The organism is Empedobacter sp. UBA6745, assembly GCF_002453775.1.
GTDB classification, from domain to species: Bacteria; Bacteroidota; Bacteroidia; order Flavobacteriales; family Weeksellaceae; genus Empedobacter; species Empedobacter falsenii_C.
This window is the reverse complement of the sequence record NZ_DKHL01000019.1, coordinates 19,450-37,147: the sequence shown is the minus strand read 5'-3', so window position 1 is coordinate 37,147 and position 17,698 is coordinate 19,450. Positions and strand designations below refer to the sequence as shown.

Below are 17,698 nucleotides of genomic sequence, written 5' to 3'. Positions count from 1 at the left end.
TTTAATTGATATCAACAATTTTTCCGTGAATTGCAGCAGCAGCAGCAATCAAAGGACTAGCTAATAATGTTCTTGAATTTGGACCTTGACGACCTTCAAAATTTCTATTCGAAGTCGAAACACAATATTTTCCTTCTGGAACTTTATCGTCATTCATCGCCAAACAAGCCGAACAACCTGGTTCGCGCAATTTGAATCCAGAAGCTTCAAAAATTTTATCCAAACCTTCTTCTATCGCTTGCTTTTCTACTTGTTTCGATCCCGGAACAATCCACGCAGTTACATTTTCATTGCGCTGTTTTCCTTTCACATAATTCGCCACTTCACGCAAATCTTCGATTCTCGCATTGGTACAACTTCCGATAAACACATAATCAATTGGATGATTGATGATTGATTGATTATCTTGGAAGCCCATATATTTCAATGCTTTTTCAAACGATTCTTTTTCATTATCGCTTAACGAATCTTTTGACGGAATGATATCTTTCACCGAAATTCCCATTCCCGGATTCGTACCAAACGTAATCATTGGATAAATATCCGCTGCATCAAATTCTATTTCTTCATCAAAAATCGCATCAGCATCACTTGGTAACGTTTTCCAATATGCTACTTTTTGCTCCCATTCTTCTCCTTTCGGGGTAAATGGTTTATCTTTTAAATAAGCAAAAGTCGTTTCATCAGGTGCAATCATTCCGCCACGAGCGCCCATTTCAATCGACATATTACAAACTGTCATTCGACCTTCCATCGACATATTCTCGAAAACATCTCCAGCATATTCACAGAAAAAACCTGTTCCTGCATTTGTTCCAACTTTAGAAATGATATACAAAATCACATCTTTTGGTTGAACATTTGGATTCAGTTTTCCGTTGACTTTGATTCGCATCGATTTCGGTTTATTCATCAACAAACATTGACTTGCAAAAACCTGCGCAACTTGACTTGTTCCAATTCCGAAAGCAATCGCTCCAAAAGCACCATGCGTAGACGTGTGACTATCACCACAAACCATACTCATTCCCGGTTGCGTAACACCCAATTCTGGCGCAATAATGTGAACAATTCCTTGATACGGATGACCTAAGCCATAAAAAGTAATATTATTTTTTTCGCAATTAATTGCTAATTGTTCTAATTGTTGTTTTGATAATGGATCTCGAACTGGCTGATCTTGATTAATCGTTGGTACATTATGATCCGCAGTTGCTACAATTTGATCTGGACGAAAAATTGGAATATTTCTCGCTTCTAATTCTGCAAAAGCTTGCGGACTTGTCACTTCGTGAATTAAATGTTTATCAATATAAATCACTTGTGGTCCATTTTCTACTTGGCTGACAACATGGGCATCCCACACTTTATCGAATAATGTTCTCATGCGAATTTTCTTTGTGTTGATTGGTTAAACTGATGCATTAGTCCAAGTAAATCTTCGCGAACAACTTCTTTCTTCGAATCTGCGATTTCTAAAAATTGTTCATATAAAATATCTAATTCATTTTTAGATGTATCAAAACCGATATCTTTCAGACGATAAGCTAACGCTGAACGTCCACTACGAGCTGTCAAAATAATAGAGGATTCATTAACACCAACATCAGCTGGATTGATAATTTCGTATGTTTCACGGTTTTTAATCACACCATCTTGATGAATTCCAGAACTGTGCGCAAAAGCATTCGATCCGACAATTGCTTTGTTTGGTTGTACCATCATTCCCATTGTTTCAGAAGTTAATTGGCTTAATTCTGTTAACATTTGAGCATTGATATCTGTATAAAAATTCAATTCTTTGTGTTGTCTAAAAATCATCACGATTTCTTCTAAAGCGGTATTACCAGCGCGCTCACCAATTCCATTAATTGTACATTCAATTTGGCGTGCTCCATTTATTGCTCCTGCAACTGCATTCGCTGTCGCTAAACCTAAATCGTTATGATTGTGGCAAGAAATAATAACATTATCAATCCCTTGAACATGATCTTTCAAATATTTAATTTTATTTCCGTACTCAAAAGGTAAACAATAACCCGTTGTATCTGGAATATTAAGAACCGTCGCACCAGCTTTTATCACTTCTGCACAAACTTGAGCAAGAAAAGCATTATCCGTTCTTCCTGCATCTTCAGCATAAAACTCAACATCATCTACAAATGTTTTTGCATAAGCAACCGCTTCAACTGCACGTTCGATAATCGCTTCACGATTCGAATTAAATTTGTGAATAATATGAGAATCTGAAGTTCCAATTCCGGTATGAATTCTTGGTTTTACCGCATATTGCAAAGCTTTAGCAGCAGATTCTATATCTTTTTTGTTTGCGCGAGTTAAACCACAAACTGTGGCATTTTTCACTAATTTTGAAATTGCATTTACGGCTTCGAAATCTCCAGGACTTGAAATTGGAAAACCAGCCTCGATAATATCAACGCCTAATTCGTCCAATCGAGCCGCAATTTCTAACTTCTGTTTTTTGTTTAACTTACACCCCGGCACTTGCTCTCCATCTCTCAGTGTCGTATCAAAAATTTGAATCTTCTCAGCACTCATTGCAATTAGTTTTGTTTGTTATTGTGATGTAAAATTAAAATTGTACTAACTTTAATTTTTCAAATTGAAATAGGTTTTACAATTCTTAAAGCCGAAATATTTTAATCAATCATTTTATTTTCAATCAATTATACATAATTTAATTACAATGTCAAATCATAACAAAGACGCACTATTTAGTTTAATAAAGTCGCTTAATCGTTCCGAAAAACGTCAATTCAAGCTTTATGTAAATCGTTTGCAAATTAATGCAGATGCAAAATTTTTGTTATTATTTGAAGCGTTGGATAAGTTGGAAGAATATGATGAAACGTTAATTTTAAAGAAAAAAATTACCACGAAACAACAATTATCAAATCTAAAAGCGCATTTGTACAAACAAATTTTGTTTAGCTTGAGGATGAATCCTTCGCAACAGAATTCGCGTATGCAAATACGTGAACAATTTGATTTTGCTACAATTTTATACCAAAAAGGCTTGCACAAGCAAAGTCTAAAAATGTTGGACAAAGCCAAAACTCAAGCCTTAGATTTTGACGAAAAAGCTATTGCTTATGATATTTTAGAGCTCGAAAAAATTATCGAATCGCAATTTATTACACGAAGTATTTCTGGTCGTGCAGATCAGTTGATTGAACAATCAGAAGAATTAAGTTTACAGAATTTACAAGCGAGTAAATTATCTAATTTATCGCTGAAATTATATAGTATTTTGCTCGAAAATGGGTATGCAAAAGATGATGAAGAAATTCAAAAAATTCAGAATTTCTTTGATTCGGAAACAAAAAATATCGATTTTAAGAAATTAAAATTCAAAGAGAAATTATGGTTTTATAAAGCAAATGTTTGGTTGTCGATGTTAACGCAAAACCTTCATTCTGCCTATGAATTTTCTAAAAAATGGGTTGAGTTATTTTACGAGAAAAAAGATCGAATTCTTAGTCATCCTGTTTGGTTTATCAAAGGAAATTCATATTTATTGAAAATTTTATATCTGAAAAAAAATTCAGAAGAATTCAAATTTTGGTTTGATAAATTGGAATCTGTTTACGAGATTTTGCCTCAAAATGATAATGTGGAAGCCCTTTGGTTTATCAATAAATTTAATAGTAAACTGAATTATTTTTTCATTAATCCGAAAGAAAATATTAGTCCATTTTTGATTAAAGATATTTTGCGCGAAATAAAATTGCATCAACATAAAATCGATAATCATCATATTTTGGTGCTTTATCTAAAGATTGCTGCGTATTATTTTCTGAATAAAGATTGGGATAATTCCTTTGATTATTGTCAAAAAATTATCAATAGTGAATCTACAATTCAAGAAGATTTACATTTTTACACCTTGGTTTTGATTATGATGAATTTATATGATTCTGGCAACGATCAAGAATTGGATATGTATTCGTACAAAACGCATCAATTCTGTAAAAAGATGAAAAATAGTAACATTATTACACGAAAAATTAGTTTATTTTTTATTGAGTTGAATGATTTGTATCCGCATGAAAAAGTGAAAGCTTTTCGAGAATTAGATGATTTCTTGAAAGATTCGGACAATCAAAATTTGTTGCGAAGAAATACCAATTACATCAATCTTAGACGTTGGATGGAAGATAAAATTTAAATTTCATGAATTCAAATTAATAATTTCTCTCTATTTATCAAGTAAAGACAATTAATAAATCTAGAGTTCAATAATTTTCTATAAAATAAAATCTATTCAATTTATCTCAAAACAATAATTTATGTAAAAAATCATTGTTTTTTCTGCGTATTATTTCGCAAAAAAGGCTATTTATTAATACCTTTGCAACGTAAATATATTTTTGAGAAATGGAAAAACAACCTCAAGAGGTAGTGTTAGTTGGTGCTGGTATCATGAGTGCTACTTTAAGCATACTTCTTAAAAAAATAAATCCGGCTATTAAGATTTCTGTTTTCGAAAAATTAGATAAGATTGGATTTGAAAGTTCTGATGCTTTCAATAATGCAGGTACTGGTCACTCTGCTTTTTGTGAATTGAATTATACGCCAATGGACAAAAATGGAGTGGTTAATATTGATAAAGCAATTAATATTGCAAAACAATTTGAAACTTCGAAAGAGTTTTGGTCTTACTTAGTCGAAAATAATTACGTTTCTTCTCCAGAAAAATTCTTACGTCCTACTCCACATATGTCTTTTGTTTGGGGCGATGACGATGTAAATTTCTTGAAAAAACGTTACGAAAAATTATCTCAACATCCTTTATTCAAGGATATGGAATATTCGGATGATGTTTCTAAAATCAAAGAATGGGCTCCATTAATTGTTGATGGTAGAAAAGGTAATGAAAAAGTTGCGGCAACGCATATGAACTTAGGAACTGATGTAAATTTTGGTGAATTAACGCGTCAAATTTTCAAAGGTTTACAAGACAAAAAAGAAATTACGTTAGAAACTGAACACGAAGTAAAAGACTTAACTCGTCTTAGCAACGGAAAATGGGCAGTTAAAGTAAAAGATTTAAAATCTGGAAATAACAAAGCGCTTAATGCTGATTTCGTATTTATTGGTGCAGGTGGAGGAGCAATTTTATTATTGCAAAAATCTGGAATTCCTGAATCGAAAAAATTTGGAGGTTTCCCAGTTGGTGGACAATGGTTAATTTGTCAAAACGAAGAAGTCATCAAAAAACATCATGCAAAAGTATATGGAAAAGCAAAAATTGGTGCACCACCAATGTCTGTTCCTCACTTAGATACACGTGTTATTGATGGAAAACAATCTTTATTATTTGGACCATTTGCAACATTCTCAACAAAATTCTTAAAATACGGATCTAATTGTGATTTATTCAAATCTGTAAACTTAGGAAACGTAGGATTTTTGATGAATTGTGGTTTAAACAATATCGATTTAACAAAATACTTGGTAGAACAAGTAATGTTGTCTAAAGCGAAAAAGGTAGAATCTTTACAAGAATATTTCCCTGAAGCGAAATTAGAAGATTGGTTCGAACAAACTGCTGGACAACGTGTTCAAGTAATCGAAAAACAAGACGGAAAAGGAGTTTTGAAATTTGGTACAGAAATCGTTACATCTCAAGATGGAACAATGTCTGCCTTATTAGGAGCATCTCCAGGAGCATCTACATCTGTTAGCGCAATGTTGAACTTGATGAAACAATGTTTCCCAGACTTGATGAAAAACAACTGGAACGAAGCGATCAAAGAAATGATTCCTTCTTACGGTGAAGATTTAGCACAAGCTGAATTAGTTGAAGCATCAAGAGCGCGTACAACTAAAGTGCTTAAAATTTTAGATTAAGATTTTTCTTACTTCATATAATTATAAATCCTGATATTCATTTATCAGGATTTTATTTTTACACAAAACTTAAGAACATAAAAAAAGGTTTGAGAATAAATTCTCAAACCTTTTAATTTTTTCTGAACATCTTAGCCTTTCTAGTCTTCGCTTTTGATAATTTCGTATTCAACTTGCATCACTCCTGTGTTGGTGTGACCAATTTCGCTGAATGCAGCTTGACTTAAGTCTAAAACTCTAGATTTAGCGTATGGACCTCTGTCGTTAATTTCTACAACCACAGATTTACCATTTCTGATATTCGTAACTTTTACTTTCGTACCAAATGGTAAAGACTTATGGGCAGCTGTTAGTTCGTGTTTGTCATACGTTTCACCACTAGCTGTCTTGCGTCCGTGGAATTTGTCTCCATACCAAGAAACAACTCCTGTCGAGATTTTTCGAGCGCTATTCTCGATAAGTTCTCCAACCAACTTTTCATCTTCAACTGATAATGTATCTTTTTTGATGGTATCATTATCAATATCTTTACTAAATCTTTTCTCAGAAGCTGGCATAATAATTGTATCATTATTACCAGAATCCTTAAAAATTTTACCATCAGCATTTGCTATTGGAAAAATCATTAACATTGCTATAAACGCTGTAATGCTTTTCGTCATCCTTTAGATATTTCTGATTTACTTTGCAAATTTAAGGGTATAAACACCTTCTTATTTAGAATTATTCTAATCGATTGATTTTTAATTCTAAAATCCCTTGTACTTTGCGAATTTAGATGCCTACAGCGATTTGTTAATTTAATGTTAAAATAAACTTGTAATCCTAATTTTTTTGGCAATAATTTATTTAAATCGGATATGTTATTGATTATCAATAAATAATGATTTTGTATAATTTGAAGAAATTTATCAAATAAAGAAATAAAAAAGGTAAAGTTTATAAAACTTTACCTTTTCTTAATTTTTAAAGATTTAAAAATCAATTATAAACTAGCTAAAATGTCTTTTACTTTAGCCGAAATTAATTTTCCTTCCGCTTTACCAGCCAATTTAGATGAAGCAGCTCCCATTACTTTTCCCATATCTTTTGGAGAAGTAGCGCCAACCTCTGCAACAATTTCTGTAATTGCAGCTGTTAATTCTTCATCTGATAATTGAACAGGTAAAAATTGTTGAATAACTTCTGCTTGCGCCAATTCTTTTTCAGCTAATTCTTTACGTTCATTTGCTTCGAATTGTTCAGCAGCTTCTTTACGTTGTTTTACTAATTTTTGTAATAAAGCAATTTCTTGATCTTCTGATAATTCTCCGTTAGCACCAGATGTTTTTGCTAATAATAATTCAGATTTTACAGCTCTTAAAGCTTCTAAAGCAACAGTATTTTTAGCTTTCATCGCTTCTTTTAACTGTGCCATTATTTGAGTTTCTAAATTCATTTGTTTTGCTTTTTAGACTACAAATTTAAGACAAAAAAAGGCTCATCGCAAAAGCAATGAACCTTTTCTATAATAAGAATATTTTTTACGAGTGATCGTTTATTAATCTACGTTATCGTGTAGAAAATTGTTTGGACGAATTTGTGTTTCGTTGTTACGATTCGTTCCGACAGAAAAATCAGAAGATTGATTATCATTACGATCAGATAAATTCAATCCTTGACGTTTGTAAGCAGGAATTGCTTCGTATTCGTCTACTTGAGAATTCGTCATCGTATTGTTGAATTTAAAATTAAATTGTTTCAAACGATTTCTTCTTTCTTCAATCATACTATTCAATTCAGGATCATTTGATTGCTCAATTGGTTGACTAAATGGATCTATAGCAACTTGTAATTCTTCAGCTTGTGGAGCAACAGAATGAGCTACATTAGATTGAACTGGCTCTACATTTCCATATCCTTCGTTCTTTGGAGCTTGATATCCAGCATAATTATTTTGAGGATAGTTTGACTGCTCTGAAGCTACAGGATTAGAATATGAATTATATGTTTGATTATTATTTACATTATTCGTTGGTTCTTGCGGACGATTAAAATCTGATTTCAAACGTGGTTCGAAATCATCATAAGAACGTCTCTCTTGCACTGGCTCATCATCAATATCATCTAAAACATAACGCTTTGGAGAATTATTTTCTTCGAAAGATTCTTCTGGCGTATTGTGATAAGTTTGTTGTTGAAAACTTTGGTTAATATCTGCTTGACGATAATTATTTTGAGGAGCCTCTGGCGTTTGATTTTGTTGAGGCGTTTGTGGTGCTTGCTGAGAAGCATTAGAACGACCAAAATCTAACGTCATTGGTTTTACACGATTCACAAAAGGTTGCTCAACTGATAACGTTTTATTAATTGGTTGTTCTTCCTCTAATGTATGTACAATTTTTTGTTCCTCTTTTCCTGTATACGCCTGATCTTCTGTAGGAAAACCAGTTGCTACAACAGTTACAGAGATAGAATCTCCTAAATCTAAGTCTTCACCAATACCCATGATAATATTTGCACTATTACCAGCTTCTTGTTGAATGTAATCATTGATGATACCGATTTCATCCATTGTAATTTCGTTATTACCAGATAAAATCAATAACAATACGTTACGTGCACCTGTAATTTTGTTGTTGTTTAACAATGGAGAATCTAAAGCAGAAGAAATTGCGTCTTTCGCTTTGTTTTCACCAGAACCTTGCGCAGATCCCATGATTGCTGTACCAGAATTTTTAAGTACTGTACGCGCATCACGTAAATCGATGTTCATTGCATAGTGTTGAGTAATAACTTCTGCAATTCCTTTAGCTGCTGTTGTTAAAACCTCATCAGCTTTCGAGAAACCATTTTTGAAACCTAAGTTTCCGTATAATTCACGTAATTTATCATTGTTGATAACAATTAATGAATCGACGTTTTGTCTTAATTTTTCGATACCTTTTTCGGCTTGTTCCAACCTCATTCTTCCTTCGAAAAAGAATGGCGCTGTAACAATCCCAACTGTTAAGATATCCATTTCTTTTGCAATACCAGCAATTACTGGTGCTGCACCGGTTCCTGTACCACCACCCATTCCGGCAGTAATAAAGACCATTTTGGTTCCTTCGTCTAAAACAGCTTTTACATCATCCATACTTTCGATAGCAGATTGCTCTCCTACCTCAGGATTTGCTCCAGCTCCTAAACCCTCTGTTATTGCTTGTCCTAATTGAATTCTTGTTGGTACTGGACTATTTGCTAATGCTTGAGAGTCCGTATTACAAATTACAAATTCTACACCTGCAATTCCTTGTTCAAACATGTAGTTTACGGCATTACTACCTCCACCACCTACTCCGATTACTTTGATAGCTTGAGATCGGCTCTTTGGTAAGTTGAACACAATATCTCCTGTTAACATATCACTCATATTCTTCTTATTAAATTGGTTCGTAATTTATTCTAGTTTATTCTTATTATTCAGTTTCGTTGATCATTTGGATAAATTTATCCGTCCATTTCGAAAAGAAATTTTTCTTTTCTGGTTTAGATTTAGCTTCTTTCTTTTCTCCAATTTCTTGATCCAAGAATTCGTCCACTACTTCTTCTCTTTTTGGTTTTTGGATAATTTCTTCCTCAACAACAATTTCAGCTTTTACAGTCTTTTTTTGTTGCGTTGGTTGAATTCCAATTTCTAATTCTTCTTGGTTATTTAAATTATTAATAACTGGTTTTTCATAAATTTCGTGCTGATAATTCGCCGCTAATTCCTCTAAACCTTTCATTAATAAACCTACAGATGTTGCATATTCTGGTCCACTAATTTCCTCAGCTTTTGCACCAACAATATGTTCGTTAGAATATCCAATTCTTACATCCATTCCTGTTACATATTCTGTAAGTTGACGAATGTGTTTCAATTTAGATCCACCACCTGTTAAAACGATTCCTGCAATCAACTTTTTGTTTTGATCTTCGCAACCGTAATTTTTCAATTCCAAATATACTTGTTCCAAAATTTCCTGCACACGTGCATGAATAATTTGTGACAATCTTTTTAATGATATTTCTTTTGCTTCGCGTCCTTTTAAACCAGGAATCGATACAATTTCAGTTTCTTTATTTTCTCCTGGCCAAGCAGAACCAAATTTTTCTTTTAAAGCTTCGGCTTGCTTTCCAATAATAGAACATCCAACTTTAATGTCTTCTGTAATCACATTTCCTCCAAACGGAATAACAGATGTGTGTCGAATAATATTATCCTTGAAAATTGCAATATCCGTTGTACCACCACCTATATCAATCAATGCAACACCTGCTTCTTTTTCTTCTTCGCTAAGCGCAGCACTAGACGATGCAATTGGTTCTAAAGTAATACTTGCCAAACGTAAACCAGCAGCTTTTACACAACGTGCAATATTTCGGATAGATGAAACTTGTCCTACAACCACATGGAAATTAGCCTCTAAACGACTTCCGTACATACCAATTGGTTCGCGAATTTCACCTTCGTTATCAACCTTAAATTCTTGAGGAAGAACATGGATAATTTCTTCTCCAGGTAACATCACCAACTTATAAACTTGATTTGTTAATAACTTTAAATCATTATCATCAATCACGTCTTCTGAATTAGTACGAGTAATGTAATCGCTATGTTGTAAACTACGAATATGTTGTCCAGCAATACCAACAGTAACATCAGTAATTTTGACACCAGATGATCTTTCAGCCTTATCAATTGCCTCTTTTATCGAGTTAATGGTTTGTGTAATATTGTTTACAACACCTCTGTGTACACCTAAGCTTTTTGCTTGTCCGTGTCCAAGAATTTCGATTTTTCCGTTCTCATTTTTTCGTCCGACAAGCGCTACAATCTTTGTAGTCCCTATGTCTAAGCCAACTGCAATCTTACTATTGTTCTCCATTTTTTATTCGTTTGGTTGCTACAACTTGGTTTACAAATTTCAAGCTCAATTTTTCATAATCTTCAGTTCCTATAAAATCAATGTATTGATTATAGAATAATTTTAGATTATGTAACTTCTGTTCAAAGTTGTTTAAAGTTCCTAATTCTATATAATAGTTTCCTGTGTTTACAATTAAATTAAAAGAACGTTGTCCCACTTTTTGAATTGCTATGATATGATTTTTTAATAAATCGTCTGCTTTCAAAGCTTGAACAAATTTACTCAAATCCTCATATTCATTCGGTTTTACATCACCAGAAACTAAGATTACATCTGCTGAATTTAATTTAGATAAAGGCATTTTTCCGCCTTTTGTTGTCAAATAAAATTCATTTTTCAGCGTCTTTATTCTTGCTACTGCTGAGTTTGCTTTTATGTCAAGTCGTAAATGTCCGTTGATATCTTTACTTACTTGTACAGAATCCACAAAAGGACTCTCACTTACTTTTTGTTCGATTTCTTTTACATTCACTTCTCGTAGAGATTGTTTCAGAATGTCTTTTCCATCTTTGTTGATAATTTCTCTTATCGATTCATCATTAATAAAATAATTATCAACTGGCTGAACAAACGCCACGTCAATTTTATTCACTGTACGCGAAGCATTTTTAATTACCGTAAAACTAATCAAACCGATTAGCAAGGCAACTCCAAAAATCACTTTTATGATTTTCAATTTACGCTTCACTTAACCACTCTTTTATTGGTTTAACAATTGTATCAATATTTCCTGCTCCCACAGTCAATAATACATCAAAATCTTGTTTTTTGATGTTTGCTAAACTATCTTCTAATGAAGATACTATTTTTTCATTTAAATTCACCTTTTCTAGCAACCAATTTGAAGTAATTCCTTCGATTGGTAACTCTCTGGCAGGATAAATGTCTAATAAAATCAAACTATCTAACTGCGATAAACTTTCTCCAAATTCTTCTGCGAAATCTCTTGTACGTGTAAATAAGTGAGGCTGAAATACTCCCAACACTTTTTTACCTGGATAAAGTTCACGAACTGAACGAATTGCTGCATTCAATTCTGTTGGGTGATGTGCATAATCGTCGATGTAAATTTTTCCATTTGCTTCGAAACGATTAAAACGTCTTTTAACTCCAACAAAAGTTGATAAAGCTTCTTTTATTTTATCATGAGGAACTCCCATATAATCAGCAACAGCCAAAGCCGCAACCGCATTTTCCATGTTGTGATGCCCTGGTAATAAAATTCCGATATCTGTCAATGAACCGTTTGGCGTTTTTACATCAAACACATAATGTCCGTCAATAATTCTTACATTGTGCGCATCGTAATCTGCGTCCAAATCCACTCCATATGTAAAAGCTCCTTCGAAAGGCAAACCTTTGTGAACAAATAATTTTTCTTCGACAATTGCTGCAAATTCTTGAAACGATTTTTTCACTTCATCACGCTCTCCATAAATATCCAAATGATCAGCATCATCACTTGTGATAATCGCTAATTTTGGAGAAAGACGTAAGAAAGAACGGTCAAACTCATCGGCTTCTGCAACTGTATATTTAGATCCATTTAAGATGATATTCGAATCGTAATTTTCTGCAATACCACCTAAAAAAGCTGTACATTCTACATTCGCAACTTTTAGGATGTGCCCTAAAATAGACGAAGTCGTTGTTTTTCCGTGAGTTCCCGCAACACCAATATTGTATGTATGTTTGGTAATTTCACCTAACACTTCTGAACGCTTCATGACTTTAAAATCATTCACTAAAAAATAATTTAGTTCTGAATGATCTTTTGGTATCGCTGGCGTATAAATTACCAACGTATTTTCTGCATTAATTCCTCCTGGAATTAATTCGATATTATCTTCGAAATGAATATCAATTCCTTCAGCAATCAATTCAGTTGTCAACTCGGTTTGCGTTTTGTCATAACCAGCAACTTCTTTTCCGATTGACTTGAAGAAACGTTCCAAAGCACTCATTCCGATTCCTCCTGCACCGATGAAATAATAATATGTTTTATCTAAAATATTCATTATAATAAATTCAATAATATATCTACAATCTCTTTTGTCGCGTTCGGTTTCCCTAATTGCTTAATGTTTTGAGATAATTTATTTTTTAATTCTTCATTGCTCGCCAAAGCAATTACTTCTTTGACTAAATTTTGTTTTGCATCTGCATCTTTCACCATGATCGCTGCATCTTTCTCAACCAAAGCTTGCGCATTTTTGGTTTGATGATCTTCTGCCGCTGTTGGTAATGGAAGCAAAATAGTTGCTTTTCCAACAATACACAATTCAGAAATCGCCATTGCTCCTGCACGAGAAACAATCATATCCGAAGCTGCATACGCATCTTTCATGTTATAAATAAATTCAGTTACATGAATCGTTGGATATTTATTACCAACCAAGTTTTTGATTTTTTGATAATCTAACTTTCCTGTTTGCCAAATCAATTGAACGCCACTTGCAACAAATTCGTCAAGGTTTTCTAACCAAGCATTGTTCATTGCTCTTGATCCTTGTGAACCACCAACCGATAAAATTGTTGGTTTTTCTGGATCTAATCCAAAAGCTAAAATTGCTTCTGCTTTTGATGGTAAATTTTGAAAAATCTCAGCACGAATAGGGTTTCCTGTGTAATGCACTTTTTCTTGTGGAAACTGTGAAATTCCTTCGTAAGCTGTACAAATTGCACTGGCTTTATTTTTCAAAATTTTGTTGGTAACTCCTGGAAACGAATTTTGTTCTTGTAATAAAATCGGAACATTTTTGCTTCCTGCTACCCACAACATTGGTCCACTGGCATAACCTCCTGTACCAACAGCTAAATCTGGCTGAAAATCTTTGTAGATTTTTTTTGCAAGACTTAAGCTTTTTATCAATTTGAAAGGAAACTTTAAATTCGCTTTCATGTTACTTCTATCAAATCCAGAAATTGGTAAACCTTTTATGTCATACCCAACTTTTGGCACTTTTTCCATTTCCATTCTTCCTTCTGCTCCAACGAACAAAATTTGCGCATCTGGCAAACGTCTTTTTATTTCGTCTGCAATTGCAATAGCTGGATAAATATGTCCACCTGTTCCTCCGCCACTTATTAAAACTTTAGGCGATGTCTTCGATGTATTCTTCACTTAATACTTTTCTATCTTGTTCTAATTCTTCTTGCGATTTAATCTGAGTACTTACACTCAAAATTATTCCGAACGAAATACATGTCATCCAAATGGATGTTCCTCCGTAACTAATCATTGGCAATGGTTGCCCTGTTACTGGAATTAAATTAACCGCTACAGCCATGTTTACCATTGCTTGTATAATAATTGGTAAGCCCACTGCAAATACAAGTAGCGTACCAAAAACAGTATGAATTTTCGATGCGATGATACAAATCCGTATTAAAATCAGAAGGAAAATTCCAATTAATAGAATTGCACCAATTGCACCATACTCTTCTACAATAATCGCGAAGATAAAATCGGATGATGATTGAGGTAAAGTTTGTTTGAAAACACTTTTTCCTGGTCCAGCCATTTCATTCAATCCTCTTGCAATTGCAGCTTTTGCGTGTAAAACTTGATAACTTTCTAATCCAGAATCATCATTAAATTTCTCGATACGTGACATCCATGTGTGCACACGAGAATTTGTTACTAAATCTGGTCGAGATAAAGCCATCCACACAAATCCGCCACCAAGTATTAAACCTACCCCGGCAATTGTAAATAAATATTTGAATGGAAATCCACCAATAATCAACAATATTCCGCACATTCCAGCTAACATCAACGCTGTTGAACCATTAGAAGGAAAGATTAATCCTACAATTACAATAATTGGTAAGAATAATGGAACTGCTGTATTTTTCCACGTATATTCTTTGTCTCTATTTTTTGTTAAATAACGAGCTATATAAATCAACAACGCTTGCGAAGCAATCATCGAAGGCTGAATACCAATTCCAGTTCCCGGAATCGTTAACCAACGTGCAGCATTTGCACCTCCAATGGTCTGTCCTTGTACAAGTGTTATTGCCAAAACTCCAGAAAGTATAACAACAGCTGTTAAAGCAAACAAACCAAACCAACGATAATCAATACGTTGTAATCCATAAATGATAAATAAACCAATTAATAAAATCACAGCGTGTTTACCTAAATGCCCAAAAATAGTACCCGATCCTACCGTATACACCAAGTTAGAACTTGCTGAATAAACTGGTAAGAACGAAAATAGTGCTAACAATAAAATGAAAGCCCAAAGCGGTTTATCGCCTTTAAAATATTTTTGTACGATGTTAGACATTGGTTAGATTTGTTATTATAGTTTGCGTACGTTTTCTTTAAATTGATCTCCACGATCTTCATAACCGCTGAACAAATCGAAACTTGCACAAGCTGGTGATAGAAGAACCGTTTCTCCTTTTGTTGCTAATTTATATGATTGTTCTACACAATCTTTCATTGTATTTGTCTCAACAATTGTATCGATATATGGACTGAAAAAATCAACAATTTTTGCGTTATCAACACCCAAACAAACAATTGCTTTCACTTTCTTTTTCACGAAAGGTAAAACTTCGTTGTAATCGTTTCCTTTATCAGTTCCTCCAACAATCCAAACAACTGGTTTCGTCATACTTTCCAAAGCAAAATATGTTGCATTCACATTTGTTGCTTTAGAATCGTTGATAAAATCAATTCCTCCAATTGTCAAAACAGGCTCTAAACGATGTTCAACAGATTTGAAATCTGATAAACTCTTTTTAAGCTCCTCATTATTAATATCAATAATTTTTGCGGCTACAGCCGCAGCCAATGAGTTAGAAACATTGTGTTTTCCAATTAATCCTAAATCATTCACTAACATTGTAAAATCACCATTCGAATCGTTCACACGGAACAATTCATTGTTTGCGTATGCTTCATTTGTTGCATCCATCATTGTGAACGGTTTACGATGAGCTCGAATATCAATCTGATCAATCATCTCCATTGTTTTTGGATCATCCAAATTGTAGATAAAATAATCGTTTTCATCTTGGTTTTCAGTAATTCTGAATTTAGCCTTTGCATACAAATCAAACTGATAATTGTATTGGTCTAAATGATCTGGTGTAATGTTCAGCAAAATTGCAACATACGGTTTGAAATCTGTTTTGATATCATCTAACTGAAAACTACTTACTTCTAATACATAATAATCGAAATTGTCTTCTGCTACAGATTTTGCAAAACTTTTTCCGATGTTACCACCTAATCCTACATTTAATCCAGCTTGCTTTAGGATATGGAACATCAAACTTGTTGTTGTTGTTTTTCCATTAGATCCTGTAATCGCAATAATTTTTGCATCTGTATAACGAGACGCAAATTCAATTTCAGAAATAATTGAAATTCCTTTTTCTTCTAATTTCTGAATTAGCGCTGCTTTTTTTGGAATACCTGGACTTTTCATTACTTCATCGGCATTCAGAATTAATTCTTCTGTGTGCTGACCTTCTTCATAAGCAATTCCGCGCTCCTCCAAAAGTTGTTTATACTTGTCTTTTATTTGTCCCATGTCCGAAAGAAAAACATCAAAGTTTTCTTTCTTCGCAAGAATAGCTGTTCCTACGCCACTTTCTCCTCCTCCTAAAACGACTAATCTTTTCATTTTTTATCTAATCTTTAAGGTAATAATACTAATTACCGCTAAAATGATTCCGATGATAATTGCACGCACCACGATTTTACTTTCGTGATAACCTAACTTCTGAAAATGGTGATGTAGAGGAGACATCAAAAAGATTCTACGACCTTCACCAAATTTCTTTTTCGTGTACTTGAAATAAGACACTTGTAACATTACTGATAAACTTTCTGCGAAAAATATTCCGCATAAAATTGGTAGTAATAATTCTTTACGAACGATAATTGCCAAAACAGCAATAATTCCTCCGATTGTTAAACTTCCTGTATCACCCATGAACACTTGAGCTGGATAGGTATTATACCAAATAAATCCTATCAAACCTCCAAGGAAAGCTCCACAGAAAATCAAGACTTCTTCTGAACGCGGAATAAACATAATGTTCAAATAATCGGCGAACATTAAATTTCCGGAAACGAAAACAAACATCGAGATTGCTGCCATAATCACAGCCGAACTACCTGCTGCTAAACCGTCGATTCCATCTGTTAAATTTGCTCCATTCGAAACTGCTGTAATGATAAAAATTACTGCAAAAATAAAAATCGCTGCAACCGCCCATGTTGGTCGATCTTGCGCATCCATCCAAAATAAAATATCAGAATAGTTAAATTCATTTCCTTTCACGAAAGGCATTGTTGTTTCCAACGTTTTTTCTTCTGGACCAAATTTTATTTGTCGGCTGTATTCTGTTTGTTCTGTTCCTACAGGCGTTTTTACTCTATTTTCTTGATGTTTTACGGTAACTGTTGGACTGAAATAAAGCATTAATCCAACTACAACTCCAAGACCAACTTGTCCTAAAATTTTAAATTTACCTTGTAAACCTTCTTTGTTTTTTCTAAAAACTTTGATGTAATCGTCTAAAAAACCAATCACACCCAACCAAATTGTTGAAACCAACAAAATGATAATGTAAATATTATCTAATCTCGCAAAAAGTAAAGTAGGAATTAACGTTGCCAAAATGATGATTAAACCACCCATTGTTGGCGTTCCTGCTTTTTCGATTTGTCCTTTTAAACCTAAATCACGAACAATTTCTCCCATTTGTTCTTTACGTAAATAACTGATGATTCGTTTTCCGTAAAACAAACTGATGAACATTGCCAATAAAATTGCCATTCCCGCGCGGAAAGACGTGTATTGAAACATACGCGCTCCTGGAAAATGGATACCTTCTAAATAATCAAATAAATAGTATAACAT

The 17,698-nt window shown here is 33.5% G+C and carries 14 protein-coding genes; 2 read left to right on the top strand and 12 right to left on the bottom strand.

Annotation, left to right across the window (positions count from 1 at the left end):
- Nucleotide 1 precedes the first annotated feature (1 nt).
- Together leuC and B4H69_RS06610 are read right to left on the bottom strand one after the other, a co-directional pair.
- Nucleotides 2–1,387, bottom strand: a complete 1,386-nt coding sequence (leuC, locus tag B4H69_RS06615; RefSeq protein ID WP_180905143.1) for a 3-isopropylmalate dehydratase large subunit — start codon at nt 1,385–1,387, stop codon at nt 2–4.
- Nucleotides 1,384–2,559 carry a 2-isopropylmalate synthase gene (locus tag B4H69_RS06610; RefSeq protein ID WP_180905144.1) on the bottom strand — a complete coding sequence of 392 codons (1,176 nt, stop codon included), beginning with the start codon at nt 2,557–2,559 and terminating at the stop codon, nt 1,384–1,386. Before B4H69_RS06610 ends, leuC begins: the two co-directional genes overlap by 4 nt.
- A gap of 148 nt (nt 2,560–2,707) precedes the next feature.
- On the opposite strand from B4H69_RS06610, the gene B4H69_RS06605 reads away from it, so the two are divergent.
- Together B4H69_RS06605 and mqo are read left to right on the top strand one after the other, a co-directional pair.
- A complete protein-coding gene (locus tag B4H69_RS06605; RefSeq protein ID WP_180905145.1) occupies nt 2,708–4,189 on the top strand; it encodes a hypothetical protein in 1,482 nt (493 codons plus the stop codon).
- A 209-nt stretch (nt 4,190–4,398) separates the two neighbouring features.
- Complete coding sequence (gene mqo, locus B4H69_RS06600) at nt 4,399–5,874, top strand: malate dehydrogenase (quinone) (RefSeq protein ID WP_180905146.1); 1,476 nt, start codon at nt 4,399–4,401, stop codon at nt 5,872–5,874.
- Nucleotides 5,875–6,014: 140 nt separating this feature from the next.
- On the opposite strand, the gene B4H69_RS06595 is transcribed toward mqo, so the two are convergent.
- The 10 genes from B4H69_RS06595 to mraY form a co-directional block, all read right to left on the bottom strand.
- Nucleotides 6,015–6,536: a septal ring lytic transglycosylase RlpA family protein gene (locus tag B4H69_RS06595; protein ID WP_180905147.1), complete on the bottom strand. Its 522-nt coding sequence runs from the start codon at nt 6,534–6,536 to the stop codon at nt 6,015–6,017.
- Nucleotides 6,537–6,859: 323 nt separating this feature from the next.
- Nucleotides 6,860–7,312, bottom strand: a complete 453-nt coding sequence (locus B4H69_RS06590; RefSeq protein WP_180905148.1) for a GatB/YqeY domain-containing protein — start codon at nt 7,310–7,312, stop codon at nt 6,860–6,862.
- A 102-nt stretch (nt 7,313–7,414) separates the two neighbouring features.
- Nucleotides 7,415–9,259, bottom strand: a complete 1,845-nt coding sequence (ftsZ, locus tag B4H69_RS06585; RefSeq protein ID WP_125349666.1) for a cell division protein FtsZ — start codon at nt 9,257–9,259, stop codon at nt 7,415–7,417.
- Between the two features lie 55 nt (nt 9,260–9,314).
- Nucleotides 9,315–10,766 (bottom strand): cell division protein FtsA, encoded by a 1,452-nt coding sequence (gene ftsA, locus B4H69_RS06580; RefSeq protein ID WP_180905149.1) that lies wholly within the window; start codon nt 10,764–10,766, stop codon nt 9,315–9,317.
- Nucleotides 10,753–11,484: a cell division protein FtsQ/DivIB gene (locus tag B4H69_RS06575; protein ID WP_221627940.1), complete on the bottom strand. Its 732-nt coding sequence runs from the start codon at nt 11,482–11,484 to the stop codon at nt 10,753–10,755. The genes ftsA and B4H69_RS06575 overlap by 14 nt, the downstream gene beginning before the upstream one ends.
- Before the next feature lies 1 nt (nt 11,485).
- On the bottom strand, nt 11,486–12,826 hold the full coding sequence (murC, locus tag B4H69_RS06570) for a UDP-N-acetylmuramate--L-alanine ligase (RefSeq protein WP_180905151.1): 1,341 nt from the start codon (nt 12,824–12,826) through the stop codon (nt 11,486–11,488).
- On the bottom strand, nt 12,826–13,932 hold the full coding sequence (gene murG / locus B4H69_RS06565) for an undecaprenyldiphospho-muramoylpentapeptide beta-N-acetylglucosaminyltransferase (protein ID WP_180905152.1): 1,107 nt from the start codon (nt 13,930–13,932) through the stop codon (nt 12,826–12,828). The genes murC and murG overlap by 1 nt, the downstream gene beginning before the upstream one ends.
- Nucleotides 13,904–15,103 carry an FtsW/RodA/SpoVE family cell cycle protein gene (locus B4H69_RS06560; protein WP_180905153.1) on the bottom strand — a complete coding sequence of 400 codons (1,200 nt, stop codon included), beginning with the start codon at nt 15,101–15,103 and terminating at the stop codon, nt 13,904–13,906. The genes murG and B4H69_RS06560 overlap by 29 nt, the downstream gene beginning before the upstream one ends.
- Before the next feature lie 15 nt (nt 15,104–15,118).
- Nucleotides 15,119–16,453 (bottom strand): UDP-N-acetylmuramoyl-L-alanine--D-glutamate ligase, encoded by a 1,335-nt coding sequence (gene murD, locus B4H69_RS06555; protein ID WP_180905154.1) that lies wholly within the window; start codon nt 16,451–16,453, stop codon nt 15,119–15,121.
- A gap of 3 nt (nt 16,454–16,456) precedes the next feature.
- Entirely contained in the window at nt 16,457–17,698 is a 1,242-nt protein-coding gene (mraY, locus tag B4H69_RS06550) for a phospho-N-acetylmuramoyl-pentapeptide-transferase (protein WP_125349644.1), read from the bottom strand.

Bases quoted from the DNA above. Each gene is read 5' to 3' on its own strand.
- leuC (WP_180905143.1), bottom strand. From the start codon at position 1,387: ATGAGAACATTATTCGATAAAGTGTGGGATGCCCATGTTGTCAGCCAA.
- B4H69_RS06610 (WP_180905144.1), bottom strand. From the start codon at position 2,559: ATGAGTGCTGAGAAGATTCAAATTTTTGATACGACACTGAGAGATGGA.
- B4H69_RS06605 (WP_180905145.1), top strand. From the start codon at position 2,708: ATGTCAAATCATAACAAAGACGCACTATTTAGTTTAATAAAGTCGCTT.
- mqo (WP_180905146.1), top strand. From the start codon at position 4,399: ATGGAAAAACAACCTCAAGAGGTAGTGTTAGTTGGTGCTGGTATCATG.
- B4H69_RS06595 (WP_180905147.1), bottom strand. From the start codon at position 6,536: ATGACGAAAAGCATTACAGCGTTTATAGCAATGTTAATGATTTTTCCA.
- B4H69_RS06590 (WP_180905148.1), bottom strand. From the start codon at position 7,312: ATGAATTTAGAAACTCAAATAATGGCACAGTTAAAAGAAGCGATGAAA.
- ftsZ (WP_125349666.1), bottom strand. From the start codon at position 9,259: ATGTTAACAGGAGATATTGTGTTCAACTTACCAAAGAGCCGATCTCAA.
- ftsA (WP_180905149.1), bottom strand. From the start codon at position 10,766: ATGGAGAACAATAGTAAGATTGCAGTTGGCTTAGACATAGGGACTACA.
- murC (WP_180905151.1), bottom strand. From the start codon at position 12,826: ATGAATATTTTAGATAAAACATATTATTATTTCATCGGTGCAGGAGGA.
- B4H69_RS06560 (WP_180905153.1), bottom strand. From the start codon at position 15,103: ATGTCTAACATCGTACAAAAATATTTTAAAGGCGATAAACCGCTTTGG.
- murD (WP_180905154.1), bottom strand. From the start codon at position 16,453: ATGAAAAGATTAGTCGTTTTAGGAGGAGGAGAAAGTGGCGTAGGAACA.
- mraY (WP_125349644.1), bottom strand. From the start codon at position 17,698: ATGTTATACTATTTATTTGATTATTTAGAAGGTATCCATTTTCCAGGA.